General features: G+C 62.3%; 15 protein-coding genes. 2 read left to right on the top strand and 13 right to left on the bottom strand.

The annotated features are described in order from the left end of the window. Positions 1-34: 34 nt before the first annotated feature. From DK391_RS21665 to argS, 6 genes are all read right to left on the bottom strand, one after another. Positions 35-1,630 (bottom strand): ABC transporter substrate-binding protein, encoded by a 1,596-nt coding sequence (locus DK391_RS21665; RefSeq protein ID WP_109480032.1) that lies wholly within the window; start codon positions 1,628-1,630, stop codon positions 35-37. 259 nt (positions 1,631-1,889) lie between these two features. Then, positions 1,890-2,702: a helical backbone metal receptor gene (locus DK391_RS21660; RefSeq protein ID WP_109480031.1), complete on the bottom strand. Its 813-nt coding sequence runs from the start codon at positions 2,700-2,702 to the stop codon at positions 1,890-1,892. 3 nt (positions 2,703-2,705) lie between these two features. Then, positions 2,706-3,476, bottom strand: coding sequence for an SDR family oxidoreductase (locus tag DK391_RS21655; protein WP_109480030.1), 771 nt, complete (start codon positions 3,474-3,476; stop codon positions 2,706-2,708). Positions 3,477-3,495: 19 nt separating this feature from the next. After that, positions 3,496-4,134 carry a thiol:disulfide interchange protein DsbA/DsbL gene (locus tag DK391_RS21650; RefSeq protein WP_109480029.1) on the bottom strand — a complete coding sequence of 213 codons (639 nt, stop codon included), beginning with the start codon at positions 4,132-4,134 and terminating at the stop codon, positions 3,496-3,498. Positions 4,135-4,284: 150 nt separating this feature from the next. Then, a complete protein-coding gene (locus DK391_RS21645) occupies positions 4,285-5,085 on the bottom strand; it encodes an SPOR domain-containing protein (protein WP_109480028.1) in 801 nt (266 codons plus the stop codon). 100 nt (positions 5,086-5,185) lie between these two features. Continuing rightward, entirely contained in the window at positions 5,186-6,970 is a 1,785-nt protein-coding gene (argS, locus tag DK391_RS21640; RefSeq protein ID WP_109480027.1) for an arginine--tRNA ligase, read from the bottom strand. Between the two features lie 419 nt (positions 6,971-7,389). Here argS and DK391_RS21635 point away from each other — a divergent pair, with 419 nt between their 5' ends. Then, a complete protein-coding gene (locus DK391_RS21635) occupies positions 7,390-7,716 on the top strand; it encodes a DUF1840 domain-containing protein (protein WP_109480026.1) in 327 nt (108 codons plus the stop codon). Between the two features lie 216 nt (positions 7,717-7,932). Here the strand turns inward: DK391_RS21635 and DK391_RS21630 are convergent, their stop codons facing one another. From DK391_RS21630 to DK391_RS21600, 7 genes are all read right to left on the bottom strand, one after another. Continuing rightward, a complete protein-coding gene (locus tag DK391_RS21630) occupies positions 7,933-8,139 on the bottom strand; it encodes an acid-shock protein (protein WP_109480025.1) in 207 nt (68 codons plus the stop codon). 186 nt (positions 8,140-8,325) lie between these two features. After that, positions 8,326-11,067, bottom strand: a complete 2,742-nt coding sequence (gene metH, locus DK391_RS21625; RefSeq protein ID WP_162600886.1) for a methionine synthase — start codon at positions 11,065-11,067, stop codon at positions 8,326-8,328. Positions 11,068-11,095: 28 nt separating this feature from the next. Next, the gene (locus DK391_RS21620; RefSeq protein ID WP_109480024.1) at positions 11,096-12,172 is read right to left on the bottom strand and encodes a homocysteine S-methyltransferase family protein; all 1,077 of its coding nucleotides are present in this window, start codon (positions 12,170-12,172) and stop codon (positions 11,096-11,098) included. A gap of 342 nt (positions 12,173-12,514) precedes the next feature. Next, positions 12,515-12,772, bottom strand: coding sequence for a DUF3567 domain-containing protein (locus DK391_RS21615; protein WP_054929575.1), 258 nt, complete (start codon positions 12,770-12,772; stop codon positions 12,515-12,517). A 117-nt stretch (positions 12,773-12,889) separates the two neighbouring features. Next, complete coding sequence (gene pcaD, locus DK391_RS21610) at positions 12,890-13,678, bottom strand: 3-oxoadipate enol-lactonase (RefSeq protein ID WP_109480023.1); 789 nt, start codon at positions 13,676-13,678, stop codon at positions 12,890-12,892. Positions 13,679-13,878: 200 nt separating this feature from the next. After that, entirely contained in the window at positions 13,879-15,111 is a 1,233-nt protein-coding gene (locus DK391_RS21605) for a DUF3108 domain-containing protein (RefSeq protein ID WP_109480022.1), read from the bottom strand. A 90-nt stretch (positions 15,112-15,201) separates the two neighbouring features. After that, a complete protein-coding gene (locus DK391_RS21600; RefSeq protein WP_109480049.1) occupies positions 15,202-16,104 on the bottom strand; it encodes an IclR family transcriptional regulator in 903 nt (300 codons plus the stop codon). Between the two features lie 138 nt (positions 16,105-16,242). Between DK391_RS21600 and DK391_RS21595 the strand changes: the two genes are divergently transcribed. Beyond that, the gene (locus DK391_RS21595; RefSeq protein ID WP_109480021.1) at positions 16,243-17,235 is read left to right on the top strand and encodes a fumarylacetoacetate hydrolase family protein; all 993 of its coding nucleotides are present in this window, start codon (positions 16,243-16,245) and stop codon (positions 17,233-17,235) included. Positions 17,236-17,411 lie beyond the last annotated feature (176 nt).

Below are 17,411 nucleotides of genomic sequence, written 5' to 3'. Positions count from 1 at the left end.
CGGGCTTTTTCGCATCTGGCAAAACAGCAAAACCCTACTGCACCACCACCGCCCCAAAATTCTGCCGCCCAAACGGACTCACGTGATACCCGCTCACGTTAGTCCGCGTGATCGCCGCCGCCGTCGGATATCCCAACGGAATCCACAGCGCCGCATCGTGAATGATCTGCTGCGCAGCCTCATACGCCTTCGTGCGCTTACCCTGATCGGACGTTTCCTTGCCCTGCGCGATCAGCTTGTCCAGTTCCGGGTCGCAATAGCGCGCGAAGTTGATCCCCGACTTCACCGCATTGCAGCTGAACAGCGGCGACAGATAATTGTCCGGGTCGCCGTTATCGCCAGCCCAGCCCATGAACAGCGTGTCGTGCTGTCCCTGCTTGGCCTGCTTGATCAGCTCACCCCATTCGATCACCTTCACGTCGGCCTTCACGCCGATCTTCGCGAAGTCAGCCTGCAGCATTTCCGCGCCCGCCTTCGGGTTCGGATTCAGCACGCTGCCGTTCGGACGCACCCAGATCGTCGTTTCGAAGCCGTTCGGATAACCCGCTTCGGCGAGCAGCTTCTTCGCCTTCTCCGTGTCGTACGGCCAGGGCTTGACGGCCTTGTCGTAGCTCCACGTATTTGGCGGATACGGATTGTTCGCGGGCGTCGCCGTGTTGTCGAACACGGCCTTCAGATACGACGTGCGGTCAAATGCCATGTTCAACGCCGCGCGCACCTTCTGATTGTCGAGCGGCTTCTTCTGCGTGTTCAGCGCGACGAACGCTGTCATGAACGCGGGCGTCTGCACGACGGCGAGCGACTTGTCCTGCTTCGCGTCGGCGACATCCTGCGGCTTCGGCGACAGTGCAATCTGGCATTCGCCCGCCTTCACCTTTTGCGCGCGCACAGCGGCGTCCGGCGTGATCGCGTAGCTCAGACGGTCGATCTTCGGTTTCGGGCCCCAGTAGGTCGGGATCACGTCGTAACGGATGATCGACTCTTTCGTGTAGCTCTTCAGCACGAATGGGCCGGTGCCGATCGGCTTCGCATTCAGGTCGACCTGCTTGCCCGCCTTGAGCAACTGGTCCGCGTATTCGGACGAGTAGATCGACGCAAAACCCATCGTCAGAATCGACACGAAGGTTGCGTTCGGCTCGTTCAGTTCGAACTTCACCGTGTTGTCGTCGACCTTCGACACCGACTTGATCAGCTTCACGAGACCCATCGACTGCGCATGCGGAAAGCCGCTCGCGCCCGCGACCTTGTGCCACGGGTTGTTGTCGTCGAGCATGCGGCTGAAGGTAAAGACGACGTCGTCGGCGTTCAGCGGTCGGGTCGGCTTGAAGTAGTCCGTGGTCTGGAACTGCACGTTCGGGCGCAGATGGAACGTGTAGGTGAGGCCATCGGCGCTCACGTCCCACTTGTCGGCGAGTGCGGGCGCGACTTTCTTCGCGGCTTCGTCGTACGACACCAGCGAATTGAAGATCACATCGGCCGATGCATTGGTCGTGACGAGCGAGTTGTACTGGACGACATCGAAGCCGTCAGGACTCGATTCGGTGCACACGGTGAGCGGCTTCGCGACCGCGAGCGCAGGCGCGATGGCGACGGCCGTCAGGGTCGCGGCGGCAAGCAACTTGAAACGCATAAGATCTCCCGGGATTTCGAATTGTTCGTGGCGGGGCGGCGTCGTGCAGGCTGCTGCACGCGTTGCGCGCTCCGTGCCGGTGCTTTCACGCAAACTGATTCTGATACGGTTTCGATGCCGGCGTCGCGCGGCATTACGATGCTTCGACCTGGTGCTTCACGCGTCGCCCGCTCTGGCGCAAGCTTAACGAACGCTTTCGGCAGCGACAACAATTGAATCCGCATATCCATATGGCGCGGGATCTTGCCGCTGATCTGGCCTAGCGTCTGGCGTAGTCCATAAGATACGCGATGCCTTCGATCGCACGCGAGCCGTACCACGACACCCTCTCGCCATCGATCAACGCAATTCGCTTGCCTGCTAGCCGCGCGTCGCGGGCGAGCGCGTCGCCATGCTCACGCGTGAAACGATACGGCTCACTCGACAGCAGCACGCGGTCGGCCTGTGCGATCCATTCGGCGTCGAAATCGAACGAAGGATAACGCGCCGCGCCTTTTTCCCCGCCGCTCGCTGCTGGCAGCGTCTGCCAGTTCACGAGGCGCAGCATCGTCGAAATATAGGTGTCGCGCGCGACGGTCATCCACGGATCGCGCCAGATTGCGTACAGCACGTTTTGCTGTGGCCATTCGCGCGACGCGCAGGCATCCAGTTGCTTTTTCAGCTCGACGCTCAGTGCACGCGCCTCTTTGTCACGATCGAAGACCGCACCGAGCAGCGCGTAAAGCGTGACATTATCGCGAGGTTCGAGTGGATGCGTGACGACGATATGCGGCACGAACGCCCGCAACTGCTCGACCGTTTCGCGTTCGTTTTCGTCGATATTGACGATGACATGCGTGGGTTGCAGCGCGCGCACGGCGTCGATTTTCACGGCCTTGGTGCCGCCAACCTTCGGCACGCTGCGCACCTTGTCGCGCGGATGCACGCAAAATCCCGTGCGCCCGACGATCTGCGCATCCAGCTTCAACGCAAACAGGAGTTCGGTGATGCTCGGCACCAGCGACACGATGCGCGCGCCAGGTGCCGCTTTCGCGTGCTCGACACCTGCAGCATCGACGGCACGCGTGGACATGCGCTACTGCGCGGCGCGCGGCTTGCGCGGCGCTTTTTCGAACCCGGCGTCGTAGAGCCAGCGTGGCGCGACGTGCAAAATCATCGCCACGACGCGCATCTGCCAGGGGAAAGTCGCAAACCGCGTCTTGCGCGCAATCGCATTGGCGACTTTGGCGGCGAAGCGGTCCGCGTCCATCAGGAAGGGCATCGAGTAGGGATTGCGCGCCGTCATCGGCGTGCGGATATAGCCGGGCGCGATCGTGACCACGGACACGTCGAACGGCCGCATTTCGACGCGCAGCGCCTCCAGATACTTCGTTGCCGCCGATTTCGACGCGCTGTACGCGCCCGAACCCGGCAGCCCGCGCACGCCCGCGACGCTCGCGATGCCGACCAGCGAGCCCTTGCGCGCGTCGGTCATCAACTGCGCGAACGGCTCGAAGGTCGCGACCATGCCGAAGTAATTGACGTCCATCACGTCGCGGAAGGTCTGCAGGTCGCCATGACCCGTCACGGCGCCGCGGCTGATGCCCGCGTTCGCGATCACGATGTCAGGGCAGCCGTGCTCGGCGATGAACTGCTGCGCAGTTTGCGCGAGCGCGTCCGCGTCCCGTACGTCGACGGAATACACGGAAATAGCGTTCTGGGGATGGGACTGCTGGAAGGCGGCGAGGGCGTCGCCACGGCGGGCGACGAGTCCGAGAATCGCGCCGCGCCGCGCATATTCGGCGGCGAGCGCTTCACCGATGCCACTCGACGCGCCGGTAATGAAAACCTTCAAAGGTGAACTCATGCGGCGCGTGTGTGCGGATTTACATCTTCTTGGCGCGAATCTGCGCAACCAGGTAGTCGAGTACCTGGATCGTGCCCGGCAGGCTGTTGGTCTGCGCCGGCCCCGTTTCGTACTTGCCTTGCACCGCGAGGGTCGGCACGCCGTCGATCTTGAAATCGTCGAGCAGCTTCTTGTCACGCTGGAGCGCGCTCTGCGTCGAGAACGAGTTGTACGCGTCCATGAACTTCTTCGAATCGACGCCCTTCGTGGCGAGGAATTTGGCCTGCGCTTCCGGCGTCAGCAGGTAGTCCTTGTTGACGTGGATTTCGTGGAAGATGTCCGGCGTGAGCTGATTGGCGAGACCGAGGGCATCGACTGCGTGATAGAGCTTCGAGTGCGGGATGAAGTCGTCGCGGAACGCAACGGGCACGCGCTTGAACACGACATCCGGGCCTTGCTTCTTGATCCATGCTTCCAGATACGGGTCGAACTCGTTGCAGTGCGGGCAGCCGTACCACATGAACTCGATCACTTCGATCTTGCCAGCGGGCGCTTCGACGGGCTGCGGCGTGGACAGCACGGTGTAGTCCTTGCCGGCGACAGGCGCGGCAGGCGATGCCTGTGCCGCGCTCGCGACGAGGCCGATCGAAAGGAAAAGGATGCTCAGCAGTTTTTTCATGTCTTGTGAACCCAATCAGGGAAAGTAACGGTGGCCAGCTGGTGCGCGCCGCGACCGTTACGGATTCGACGGCAGGCTGCCGCACATGAGACTTGCGCCGCGGGCTAGAGGTTCAGCCGCGGCGCGTGACAATGCATTACGAAATATCAATCACTGCTTCGTGAAGCGGATCACGGCCGTATCGACACCCGCATCCGACAGACGCTGACGCGTCGTATTCATCTCTTCGAACTTCGAGAACGGGCCGATCCGCACGCGATAGTACGTCACACCGCCCGCATCGCGCTGGGTGACCTTCGATTCGAAACCCTGGAAGGCGAGGCGCGCGCGCTGCTGTTCGGCGTCCGCCGACGTCTTGTACGCGCCGACCTGCAGCAGATAGCCGGTGTTCGCGTCGTTGGCGGAAGGCGGCGTGTTATTGGCGTTCGGCGTCGAACCGGCCTTGGGCGGCTGCGACGGCGCGTTGTTCGCAGTCGTCGCGGGCGCGCTGGTCGGGTTCGGCGCTTTCTTCGGCGGGATCATCGCCGTGGTCGTGCCGTTGTTGCCGTTGTTCGCACCGTTGTCCTGCGCGGGCTTCGGCGCGACCGCGACGCCGTTGTTCGACGGCGGCACTTCGACGATCTGCGGCTCTTCGAGCATGCCCGACGTTTGCGTCTGGTTCGTGGTCTGGCCCGGCGCCGTGTTGGGCGGTGCGGGCTGCGCGGCTTGCGGCACCGGCTGGCCGGGGCTCTTGCCTTGCAGCGGACGGTTCGGATCGTATTGCGGCTGGCTGGCGCCGCTATCGGATGCTGCCGGCGGCGCGACCTTCGCGACGAACGGCGTCGGTGCGCGCGTGATGTACAGCGCCACCACTACCGCGATGGCCAGGCCGACGATCAGGCCCAGCACGATACCGAGAAATGTGCCCCCGGTCTGTTTCGACTGCTTTGTAGTGCGGCGTGGTTTTGCCATCGTCTAATTCACCTGCAAAAGGAAATCTGGAATGACCGTCGATTATAGCGACGGTCATTCAGGTAACGTCCCAATTAAGTTCAATTAAACCGCGCAGAGATTACATTTTTGCGGGTGCCGACACGCCGATCATGGCAAGGCCATTGGCCAGCACCTGGCGCGTTGCCGCGAGCAGCGCGATGCGTGCATTGCGCGGCGCTTCGTCGTCGACCAGAACGCGTTCGGCATTGTAGAACGAGTGAAATTCGCCTGCGAGGTCGCGCAGATAGAACGCGACCGCGTGCGGCGCGAGTTCGTGCGCGGCGTGCGTGAGCATGTCGGGATACTCGGCAAGCTTCTGCAGCAGCGCCATCGCGCGTTCGCTGTCGAGCGGCGCGAGATTCACCGACGGCAGCACGGCTTCATCGGCGCCGTAGCGCGACTTCCACTCGTTGATCACCGAGCAGATGCGCGCGTGCGCGTACTGCACGTAGTACACCGGGTTCTCGTCGTTCTGCTTGAGCGCGAGATCGACGTCGAACACGAACTCCGTATCGGCCTTGCGCGAGATCAGGAAGAAACGCACGGCGTCGCGGCCACGGCGAATGGTCTCTTCGTCGAGCAGATCCGGCGATGCTTCCTGGCCCGGCACCGCGCCGCCCGACCATTCGATCAGATCACGCACCGTCACATAGCTACCCGCGCGCTTGGAGATCTTCACTTCCTGGCCGTCGCGCATCACGGTGACCATCTTGTGCAGCACGTAGTCGGGATAGCCCTTCGGAATGCCGATGCCGAGGCCTTGCAAACCGGCGCGCACGCGCGCGATCGTGCCGTGGTGGTCCGAGCCCTGGATGTTGATGACCTTGGTGAAGCCGCGCTCCCACTTGGTCTCGTGATACGCGACGTCGGGCACGAAGTACGTGTACGTGCCGTCGGACTTGCGCATCACGCGGTCCTTGTCGTCGCCGTCGTCGGTGGTGCGCAGCCACAGCGCGCCTTCCTGCTCGTAGGTCTTGCCGGCGGCGATCAGCTCGTTCACCGTCTTTTCTACGCGGCCTTCCGAATACAGCGACGATTCGAGGTAGTACTGGTCGAATTTCACGCCGAAAGCCTGCAGGTCCATATCCTGCTCATGACGCAGATAGGCGACGGCAAAACGGCGGATCGCTTCCAGGTTTTCTACGTCGCCTGCGCCTTTGACAGGTTCGCCGTCGCTGGCCGAGACGGTTTCGCCGTTCAGGTAGTCGCGCGCGATGTCGGCGATGTATTCGCCGTTGTAGGCGGCTTCGGGCCAGCCCGCGTCACCCGGCTTCAGGCCGCGTGCGCGCGCCTGCGTCGAGATGGCGAGGTTGCCGATCTGCACGCCGGCGTCGTTGTAGTAGAACTCGCGATGCACGCCATAGCCTTGCGACGCGAGCACGTTCGACACGGCATCGCCGAGTGCAGCCTGGCGTCCATGGCCGACGTGCAGCGGGCCCGTCGGGTTGGCCGACACGAACTCGACCAGCACGCGCTTGCCGGCTTCGCGCTCCGAGCGTCCGAAGATTTCGCGCTGTTCGAACACGGCGGCGATCACGGCCTGCTTGGAAGCCGCCGACACACGCAGGTTGATGAAGCCCGGACCGGCGACTTCGGCGCTTTCGACGAGGCCCTGTGCGAGCGGGTGCTGGCCGATGGCATCGACGATCTGCTGCGCGAGCTGGCGCGGATTGGCGCGCAGCGGCTTGGCGAGCTGCATCGCGACGTTGCAGGCGACATCGCCGTGCGCGGCGACCTTGGGTCGCTCGAGCGTGATGGTGGGCGCGACGAACGCGGCTTCGGATTCACCTTGAGTCGCCTGGGCGACCTGCTTGACGACGTCGGTCAGCAGGGTTTCGAGAGAGAGTTTGTGTGCAGGCAGCATGCTTGTTGCGAGTCCAGTGAGGCAGTCCGATGAAGCGGGGCAGCGCCGCGAGCGGCATGATGCAAGGCCGCCGATGGCGCGGAAAGCGCTCGAGCGCCCAAGCTGCGCGTTGCCGCAGAGACTGCGGCGGCGTGGCAGGGCGGCTGTCGTTGCGTGGCGCACGCCGTGGCAACATGCCCAGATCACGCGTCTGCGACGCAGCGCAGCGTGAGCGGGCGCACGGCAGCGCGCTTTTTCCGTCAATGTCGGATTTTAGCAGGTGCTAATATGTCCAATGAGATGCCCAGCAAGGGCCGTGGCTGCCGGCCCGCCGTCCAACGGCGTGGTGGCGCGTCAACGGAACCCGTGCGGCGGGTTGTCGCGAGCATCATGCGGCCGGCCGCGCGAGTAGCCAACATAACGAAAAGGGAACCGTCATCATGCTGATTACTTTCAAATGCCGCTCCGCACCCGACGTGGTGATGCTGGAGAATCTCGCCCAGTACCTGTTGGGCATCATCGGCAAGCGGCTTGGCGAACGCGGCGTGATCAATCACGACGAGCTGGGTGTAGCGATCTCCAAGCTCGAAGCGGCCATCGTCACCGACAAGCAGGAACGCGCCGAGCATGAAGGCCACTTCCATGAAAACGAAGAAGGCCACGAGCATCATGAAATTCCCATCGGCCTTGCGCAGCGGGCGTTTCCGTTTCTCGACATGCTGCGCGCGGCGCAGAAAGAGAATACGGACATCGTCTGGGGGATTTAAGGCGAACTGCCGTGGCTGGCTGAACGGCTGATGTCCGGTTCGTACGTTGCCGATGCGATGTCGGCAGCGTCTGCGGACTTGCGAGACGCCGGGTCAGATGCACTGAACCAGGTGTGTTCGATCGGATGCGAGCCGGCTCGCAACGGCATATGGCGCCCGGCAACGAAAAAGCCCGTCTTTCGACGGGCTTTTTTTCATTCGAAGCGCCGCAAGCCTTTACTGGCTCGCACCTTCCGTGGCAGCCGCGGGAGCGGACGCGCCTTTCTTGACCTTCTTCTTTTTCGGCTTCTTCACGTGCTTCTCGGTGGGCGGCGAGTACGAGCTCACCGCGCTCGATCCGCCCGGTGCGGCGGGCTGGGCTTGCGCGAGCGGCGCAATGGCGGCAATCGATAACGCGGTCAACATCAGCGTCAGCTTCTTCATACGATTTTTCTCCGTTGACGGTTGCAAGTCGTTGAGCCGACGCGCTTTTTTTCTGGTCGCGTCTGGCAGGTCGGCAGGTAAAGCCTATTCAGTCTACAAAGCCGAAAATATTCGCTGTGCTTTCAACTGAAAATATTCAGCCTACGGCTGCCGATATAGTCCTGCCTTCCGCCCGCCCGTTGCGATTTACAGCAGCGGCGCCAGTGCGCGTTCCGCATCCGCCTTCGACAGCGACATGCGCTGTGCGTAATCTTCCAGCTGATCCTGGCCGATCTTGCCGACCGAGAAATACGTGCTGTCGGGATGCGCGAGATAGAAGCCCGACACGCTTGCCGCAGGCAGCATCGCGAGGGATTCGGTGACGCTCATGCCGATTTCGTTCGCCTGCAGCACGTCGAACATGTCGCGCTTGACGAGGTGATCCGGGCACGCCGGATAGCCGGGCGCCGGACGGATGCCGCGATACTTCTCACCGATCAGATCGTCGTTCGACAGGCTTTCGTCCGCAGCGTAGCCCCACAGATCGCGGCGCACACGAGCGTGCATCGCTTCGGCGAACGCTTCCGCGAAACGGTCGGCGAGTGCCTTCAGCATGATCGCGCTGTAATCGTCGTGATCCTTTTCGAACTGCTTTTCCTTCACGTCGACGCCGAGGCCCGCTGTCACCGCGAACATGCCGATGTAGTCGGCCACGCCCGAATCCTTCGGCGCAATGAAGTCGGCCAGCGACCGGTTCGGACGCATCACGCCGTCCACCACGGGACGCACGCTTTGCTGGCGCACGTTGCGCCACGTCATTGCGACTTCGCTGCGCGTATCGTCCGTGTAGATTTCGATGTCGTCGTCGTTGACGGTGTTGGCGGGCAACAGCGCGATCACGCCGTTCGCCGTCAGCCAGCGGCCTTGAATCAGGCGCGCGAGCATCGACTTGCCGTCCGAGAACACACGCCGTGCCGATTCGCCGACGATCTCATCGTTCAGGATGGCCGGATACGGGCCGGCCAGCTCCCACGTCTGGAAGAACGGAGCCCAGTCGATGTAGTTCGCGAGTTCGTTCAGATCGTAGTTCTTGAACACGCGGCGGCCGATGAACTTCGGCTTGACCGGCTGATACCCGCTCCAGTCGATCTTCGTCTTGTTCGCGCGTGCTTCGGCGATCGTGACGAGCGGCTGCGCTTTCTTGTTGGCGTGCTGGTCGCGGATGCGATCGTAGTCCGACTTCAGTTCGTCGAGATACTTCGCTGCGCCTTCGTCCGACAACAGGTTCGATGCCACGGACACCGAACGCGACGCGTCCGGCACGTACACGACGGGGCCTTCGTAATGCGGCGCGATCTTCACAGCGGTGTGCACGCGCGAAGTCGTCGCGCCGCCGATCAGCAGCGGAATCTTCTTCACGCGGAAGTAATCGTCGCGCTGCATTTCCGACGCGACATAAGCCATTTCTTCGAGCGACGGCGTAATCAGACCCGACAGCCCGATGATGTCCGCGCCTTCGACTTTCGCCTTCGCGAGAATCTCGTTGCACGGGACCATCACGCCCATGTTGACCACTTCGAAGTTATTGCACTGAAGCACCACCGACACGATGTTCTTGCCGATATCGTGCACGTCGCCCTTCACGGTCGCGATGACGATCTTGCCTTTCGCGCGCACGTCGCCGCCCGCTTCGGCGAGCAGACGCTTTTCTTCTTCGATGAACGGGATCAGATGCGCGACCGCCTGCTTCATCACGCGCGCCGACTTCACGACTTGCGGCAGGAACATCTTGCCCTGACCGAACAGGTCGCCGACGATGTTCATGCCGTCCATCAGCGGGCCTTCGATCACATTGATCGGCCGGCCGCCGTCACCCATGATCTTCGCGCGCGCTTCTTCCGTATCGTCGACGATGAAGTTCGTGATGCCGTGCACGAGCGCATGTGCGAGACGTTTCTCGACGGGCTGGTTGCGCCACTCGAGGTTCTCTTCTTTCTTCGCGGCGCCCGTCTTGAACTTGTCGGCGATTTCGAGCAGACGGTCGGTGCCGTCTTCACGGCGGTTCAGCACGACGTCTTCCACGCGATCGCGCAGTTCCGCATCGAGATCAGCGTATACGCCGAGCTGGCCCGCGTTGACGATGCCCATGTCCATGCCCGCCTGAATCGCGTGATACAGGAACACGGTGTGGATCGCCTCGCGCACCGGGTCATTGCCGCGGAACGAGAACGACACGTTCGACACGCCGCCGCTCACCTTTGCATACGGCAGATGCTGCTTGATCCAGCGCGTCGCTTCGATGAAGTCGACGGCATAGTTGTTGTGCTCTTCGATACCCGTCGCAATCGCAAAGATGTTCGGATCGAAGATGATGTCTTCGGGCTCGAAACCGACTTCATTGACGAGCACATCGTACGAACGCTTGCAGATTTCCGTCTTGCGCTTGAAGGTGTCGGCCTGGCCTTGTTCGTCGAACGCCATCACGACGGCGGCCGCGCCATAGCGGCGAATCAGTTTCGCGTGATGAACGAACTGTTCCTTGCCTTCCTTCAGCGAGATCGAATTGACGATCGCCTTGCCTTGCACGCACTTGAGGCCGGCTTCGATCACGTCCCACTTCGACGAGTCGATCATGATCGGCACGCGCGCGATGTCCGGTTCCGATGCGATCAGATTCATGAAGCGGACCATTGCCGCTTTCGAATCGAGCATCGCTTCGTCCATGTTGACGTCGATGACCTGCGCGCCGTTTTCGACCTGCTGGCGCGCAACGGCCAGTGCTTCGTCGAACTGGCCGTTCAGGATCATTCGCGCGAAAGCCTTCGAACCCGTCACGTTGGTGCGTTCGCCAACGTTGATGAAGAGCGTCCCCGAAGTGACGTTGAACGGCTCGAGGCCGGAAAGGCGCATCGTGTGATCGGTCATGGTTGGTGTGCGTGTTTCGTCAATGCGTCGATGTTTGCGTGCTTCGAATGCTTCAGGCTGCGTCGCGATACTGGCTCGGCCACTTGCGCGGCTTCACGTCGTTCAGCGCCTTTGCAATCGCGGCGATATGGTCCGGCGTCGTGCCGCAGCAGCCGCCCGCGATATTCACGAGACCCGCTTGTGCGAATTCCTTGAGCAGGCCGGAGGTATCCGCAGGCAGTTCGTCGAAGCCCGTATCGCTCATCGGATTCGGCAGACCCGCGTTCGGATAGCACGACACATACGTATCGCACAGCTTCGCCAGTTCGGCGATGTACGGGCGCATCAGCGCTGCACCCAATGCGCAGTTCAGGCCGAACGTGAGCGGCTTGGCGTGACGCAGCGAATTCCAGAAAGCCTCGACCGTCTGACCCGACAGAATGCGGCCCGATGCATCGGTGACCGTGCCCGAGATCATGATGGGCAGACGTTCGCCCGTGTCTTCGAACAGTTCGTCGAGTGCGAACAGCGCGGCCTTTGCGTTCAGCGTGTCGAAGATCGTTTCGACGAGGAACAGATCCGCGCCGCCTTCCATCAGCGCCTTCGCCTGCTCGTAGTACGCGGTGCGCAGCTCGTCGAACGTGACGTTGCGCGCGCCGGGATCATTCACATCGGGTGAAATGCTCGCCGTTTTCGGCGTCGGTCCGATTGCGCCCGCGACGAAGCGCGGCTTGTCGGGCGTCGAATACTTGTCGCATGCAGCGCGCGCGAGTTTCGCCGATTCGAGATTCATCTCGACGGCGAGATCTTCCATGCCGTAGTCGGCCTGCGCGACGGTCGTCGCGCCGAACGTGTTCGTTTCGATGATGTCCGCGCCCGCCGCCAGATACTGCTCGTGGATCTCGGCGATGATCTGCGGCTGCGTGATCGACAGTAGTTCGTTGTTGCCCTTGATGTCGCGCGCATAGTCCTTGAAGCGTTCGCCACGATAGGCGGCTTCGTCGAGCTTGTAGCGCTGGATCATCGTGCCCATCGCGCCGTCCAGGATCAGGATGCGCGATTCGAGCAACGCGGGCAGGGCCGTGCCGCGCGTATAGGCGCGGGCGGCTGTCGGGGCGGACTGATTGTTGGTCTGATCGGGCTGGTTCATGGTCTGATCTGGCTCGTGCCGGACGGGCCGGCTTTTTTCAGGAAACTCAATATTGTAGCTGCATGGGCGCGGCGCCGCCGGGGCGCGGCAGGCGATGCGAGCCGCACGGCGCTGCAATGGCTGCGATTGCAGCGCGAAACGTATTTCTTTCCCTGCTTGCACACGATGCGCCTCAGCATTTCGCGCCACGATACGTACGGTTCAGGTTCTACACGTTTAAAGCGCTCAGTTTTAAGCGTCGATTAAGCAAACGCTGGCACACGCGGCGACGGGAAATGAAAAACCCCGCCCGGCGCAGGGCCGGACGGGGTTGATGGGGACGTGTCGCCTGGTTGGCGCTGGTCAGTGAAGGATGACCGGCTGATTCATCAGGCTGTCGAACTGGCCGAGGAATTCGTCAACTTCATCTAGCGTCGGCTCGTCTTCGATCAGCTTTTGCACGTGTTCGCGAAAACTGGCTGCCATCGCACCGTCGATGTATATCTCGCGCTGCGTATTCTTGTCGACGATCTCATACCCGCCGGAAAGCATCGAGACATGGCCGTCTTGCGGCGGAAACTCGACGACACAGTAGTTGGGGCTGTTGTAGATCATTTGCATGGCGACACTCCTTATTTCCGATGGCTCCGGGCCAGTGTTGCACCGTAGATGGAGCCCTTGGTTTGGAATTCAAGGGGTGGGTCCGGCCTGACGCTTTGAATTCTCCGGACCTATCGGTTAGACCCGTTTTAGCAGAAACGATTCCAGCAAAGCAGTGAAGCGTTGCGACTGTTCGATCGGTGCGAGATGAGCGGCGTCTAGCAGCTCGAACTGCGCGTTCCGGATGGCATTCGCAATTTCGTGTGTATCAGCAGGTGGCGTGCCTGCGTCGTGGCGTCCAGCCACAGCAAGAGTGGGAAGATCAATCACACTCAGTCTACTGCGCACATCGAAATCGCGCAGCGCAATGCACGCTTGTGCGTAACCTTCAGACGAAGTGCTTGCAAAAACCTCGTGTATCTGTTCGACCACTTCAGGATGCGCGTTGCGAAAATCAGCCGTGAGCCAGCGTTCCATCGTCGCCTGCGCAAGCGCGGCGACACCTTCACTGCGAGCCTTCGCCGCGCGCTGTTCCCATACGGCATGGCCGCCTGCAGGCGTGGCCGCATGCGTATCGCAGAGCGTCAGGGTTTCGATGCGCGCCGGGTCATCCAGCGCGAATTGCTGCGCGATCATGCCGCCCATCGACATTCCGACAATATGCGTGCTCTGTACGCCAAGCGCATCCAGCAACGCGCGAAGATCCTGCGACAAATCTGCAACACTGAACGGCTTCTCTGATACAGCCGTTTGACCGTGGCCGCGTACGTCATAGCGCAACACCGTGTAGTCGTCGCGGAAATAGCCGGCAAGCTGATCCCAGATGGATAGATCGCCGCCTAGCTGATGTATGAACGTGAGCCACGGACCACCCCCTTCGTTACTCACAACATAGCGCGTATCGAGACCATTCACATTGATTTGCATGCGTGCTCCGTTAGTGATGCCGCATTGAGAGAACGAATGATTCGACGGCTCATGCGATTCAACTGATCGGATTCGCATGAAGCGCCGATGCAATCCGTGCGATTCGTAGTGCGATTCGCCGGGATCAAAGAAGTTTCTGATGCAGAGTGTGAGTAGTGCTGCAGTTCAACGTGTCCTCCTTTGCGAAGGACGAGGTCGTGTCAGGGCTTCTCGGGGCCTGCGCCGGGATCGGTGACGGAAGGTTGAGGCGGGGTTGTCGACGTGTCTTCGCCGGAGGAGGAAGCGCTACCATTCGCACCGTTCGCGTCGGGCGGTGCGAGCTTGCCGCGCCACACCAGTTCGATCTGCGTGCCATTCGGCTCGGTTTGCACCAGACGCGCGGGCAGCCATCCAAGCGATGGCGCGAGCCACACGTCGATGCGCCGGCGGTCGCCTTCGCGGCGCGGCAGACGCATGAAATGGCGCGCATCGACGATGCCCTGATCGGTGTGCACCGCTTCGTCGCCGATCGTCTCGATCGGCCAGATTTCGCCGCTGTCGTTGTCGGTGACGAAAAACTGACGCGTGACGCCCGGCTGATACGCGTCGGGATCGCCGCGCACCAGGCTCGCGAGTTGCATGACCATGCTGAAGCGGTCTTGTGCGCCGTCCTGCAGCGGCAGCGTATTCGGCGTGCGCGTAAAGCCAATCTGCTTCGTATCGCGATGGAACGTGGTGATGTCTTCGCCGCGCCGGCCGCGTTTTTCGATGTACTGATCAGGCGCAAGACCGAATGCATCGACGTGACCGTGGCTCGAATAGCTGAAAGTGCCGATAAACGGCAGCGGCACCGACACGACCATATCGTACGAGCGGCCGTCGCTCGACCAGTGGATCGTGCCCGGCTGGTTGCGCACGCCGTTGTAGAAGGTGTCGTATTGCAGTTCGCCCGAAGGCGGCACCGAGAACTTCACGCCGGGCGCTGCGTTCGGCGCGTTGCCTTGACCTGCGGCGTTGGCAGCAGAACCCGCTGTTCCCGTTGCGGACGACGCAACGCTAGACGCAGCAGCCGAAGCTTCGACGGGCGCGCTGGCCGTGTCAGTCGTTGCCGCTGTTTGAAGCGGCTTCGTGCCGGGCTGAGTGGCCGTCAACACATGTTCGCTGCGTGGCCGCGCGGCGCGCTTCGGCGCGGCAGGCGCAGCCTTCGCGGGCGGCGGCGAACCGGCGGCCTGGGTTTCGATGCGTTCCGGCTTGAGCAGCGCGACCTGCACAGGCACATGTTCCGGCGACACCGGCTTGAACGTGTCGCGATGCCGTTCGAACCACTGCGCGGCGATGAAATGCGCTCCGACGACGACCGCCAGCACGCCCGCCCAGCGCAAACGCGACGCGCGCCGCTGCGCGGTGGCGAGGCGGGCGGGCGTGACGGAACGGACAGCGGACGGAGACGACATCGGAGGCGGCAATATCCTGAAGGCGGAACGCAGAGTGACGAGCGGTCGGAGACGTTTCGACCGCGCTGCGCCGTTACGCGTTCCTCATGCTCAGCGTGGCGTCGGACTATACCCGAGTTCGTACGAGAGCTTCTGGGCGCACTCGCGCAGTGTGCTATCCACAGCGCCGCCCCACGCGATATCGAACGCGCCTTCGTGACCGAGCGCGATCAGTCCGAGCGCGAGATCGCCGTTCGAATCGAACACGGGTGTGCAGAACGCGTGAATGGTCGGCAGCAGCATGCCTTCGACGCGCGCCGCGCCATGCGCACGCACGTCGGCGAGCACGCGCTCGACATCTTCCGGCGTGCGTGGACTGTCGGCGGCGGCCCAACGCTGCGTTTGCGCCAGTTCGCGTTCGATCATCGCGGTAGTCTTGCTGCGCGGCAGATACGCGGCGAACAGCAGACCCGTCGCCGAACTCAGCATCGGCATGACGTCGCCGAGTTTGAGTGAAGCCTTCGCCGGATAACTCGATTCCATCCAGTGCACGACGGTCGGCCCCTGATTGCCCCACACGGCGATGCCAACGGTCAAATCGAGCCGGTCGCGCAGTTCGGCGAGCGCAAGGCGCGCGAGCTTCACGCCGTCGACGCGTGCCAGACGCGCCAGCCCCAGTTGCAACGCGAAGCCGCCGAGTTCGTAGCGGCCCGTGAGCGGATCCTGCGCGACCACGCCGCGCCGTAGAAAACTCACGAGATAACGGTGCGCCTTGGCCGGACTCATGCCCGCGCGCTGCGCGAGATCGCGCAGCATCATCGCGCGCGGCTCGTGGGTGAGCACCTCGAGCAAACGGAAGCCGACTTCGATCGACTGGATGCCCGAACGCAGTTTTTCCTCGCCGCCGTCCTGATCGTTGTCGGGCTGATCGGCGGTATCGTCGTCGGCGGGATCGAACGGTTCGGCGGATTCCGCGTTCTTGCGGATCGAACTGGAGCGGGCGGTTGGGGGCATAAACGGATGATTGAACGGTGAGCGGCGAAGCGACATGAACGGCGCGTAAAGCGTCTGCATCAAGCATCCGCTTTGGCCGCGCCGATTCACCATCGTAGAATAGATTCCTCTTATCGTCATCCACACGCTTTCTCCGCCATGAAACTTGCCTCGCTGAAGGACGGCACGCGCGACGGTCAACTGATCGTCGTTTCCCGCGACCTGCATACGGCCGCCGTCGCCGACGCCATCGCGCCGACGATGCAGCGCGTCCTCGACGACTGGATGTTCTACGCGCCGCAACTGCGCGACCTGTACGACGAACTCAACCAGGGCCGCGCCCGCAACACGTTCTCATTCGACGCGAAGGAATGCATGGCGCCGCTGCCGCGCGCCTTCCAGTGGGCCGACGGCTCGGCCTACGTGAATCACGTCGAACTGGTGCGCCGCGCGCGCGGCGCCGAGATGCCGCCCGAGTTCTGGACCGATCCGCTGATGTACCAGGGCGGCAGCGACGATTTCATCGGGCCGAAGGACGACATCGTGTGCGCGTCGGAATCGTTCGGTATCGACTTCGAGGCGGAAGTCGCCGTGATCACGGGCGACGTCGCGATGGGCACGAAACCCGAGCAGGCGCTGAAAAGCATTCGCCTCGTCACGCTCGTCAACGATGTCTCGCTGCGCAACCTGATTCCCGCCGAACTCGCCAAAGGCTTCGGCTTTTTCCAGAGCAAGCCGGCGACGTCGTTTGCGCCCGTGGCCGTCACACTCGACGAACTCGGCGATACGTGGCGCGAAGGCCGCGTGCATCGTCCGATGATCGTGCACTGGAACGGCAAGAAGGTCGGCCAGCCGGATGCCGGCACGGACATGGTGGTCCACTTCGGCCAGTTGATCTCGCATGCGGCGAAGACGCGCAACCTGCGCGCGGGCGCGATCGTCGGCTCGGGCACGGTGTCGAACAAGGACGCGAAACGCGGCTATTGCTGTATCGCCGAGAAGCGCTGCCTCGAAACCATCGAACACGGCAGCGCGCAAACGGAATTCATGAAGTTCGGCGATACCGTGAAGATCGAAATGTTCGACGAAGCCGGCAAGTCGATTTTCGGTTCGATCGATCAGGCGGTCGCACCGCTCGAAGGCGAGCTTTGAGGTCGTAGCGATGTGAGGCGTGAGGTGTTGGCGAAACGAAAGGGTTTCGCCCGATGCCTTCCGCACCACGCACGCCGCTACACTGACGCTCGCGCGAAGCCATCGCGCCTCGCACGCCGATCCGCGCAGAAAAGCGGACGGCAGAAGTCGCAACGCATCGCAGAACGCATAAAAAA

The organism is Paraburkholderia sp. C35 (assembly GCF_003121405.1).
GTDB lineage: Bacteria > Pseudomonadota > Gammaproteobacteria > Burkholderiales > Burkholderiaceae > Paraburkholderia.
The sequence above is the reverse complement of the archived record's forward strand: the minus strand, read 5'-3'. Positions and strand labels throughout refer to the sequence as shown.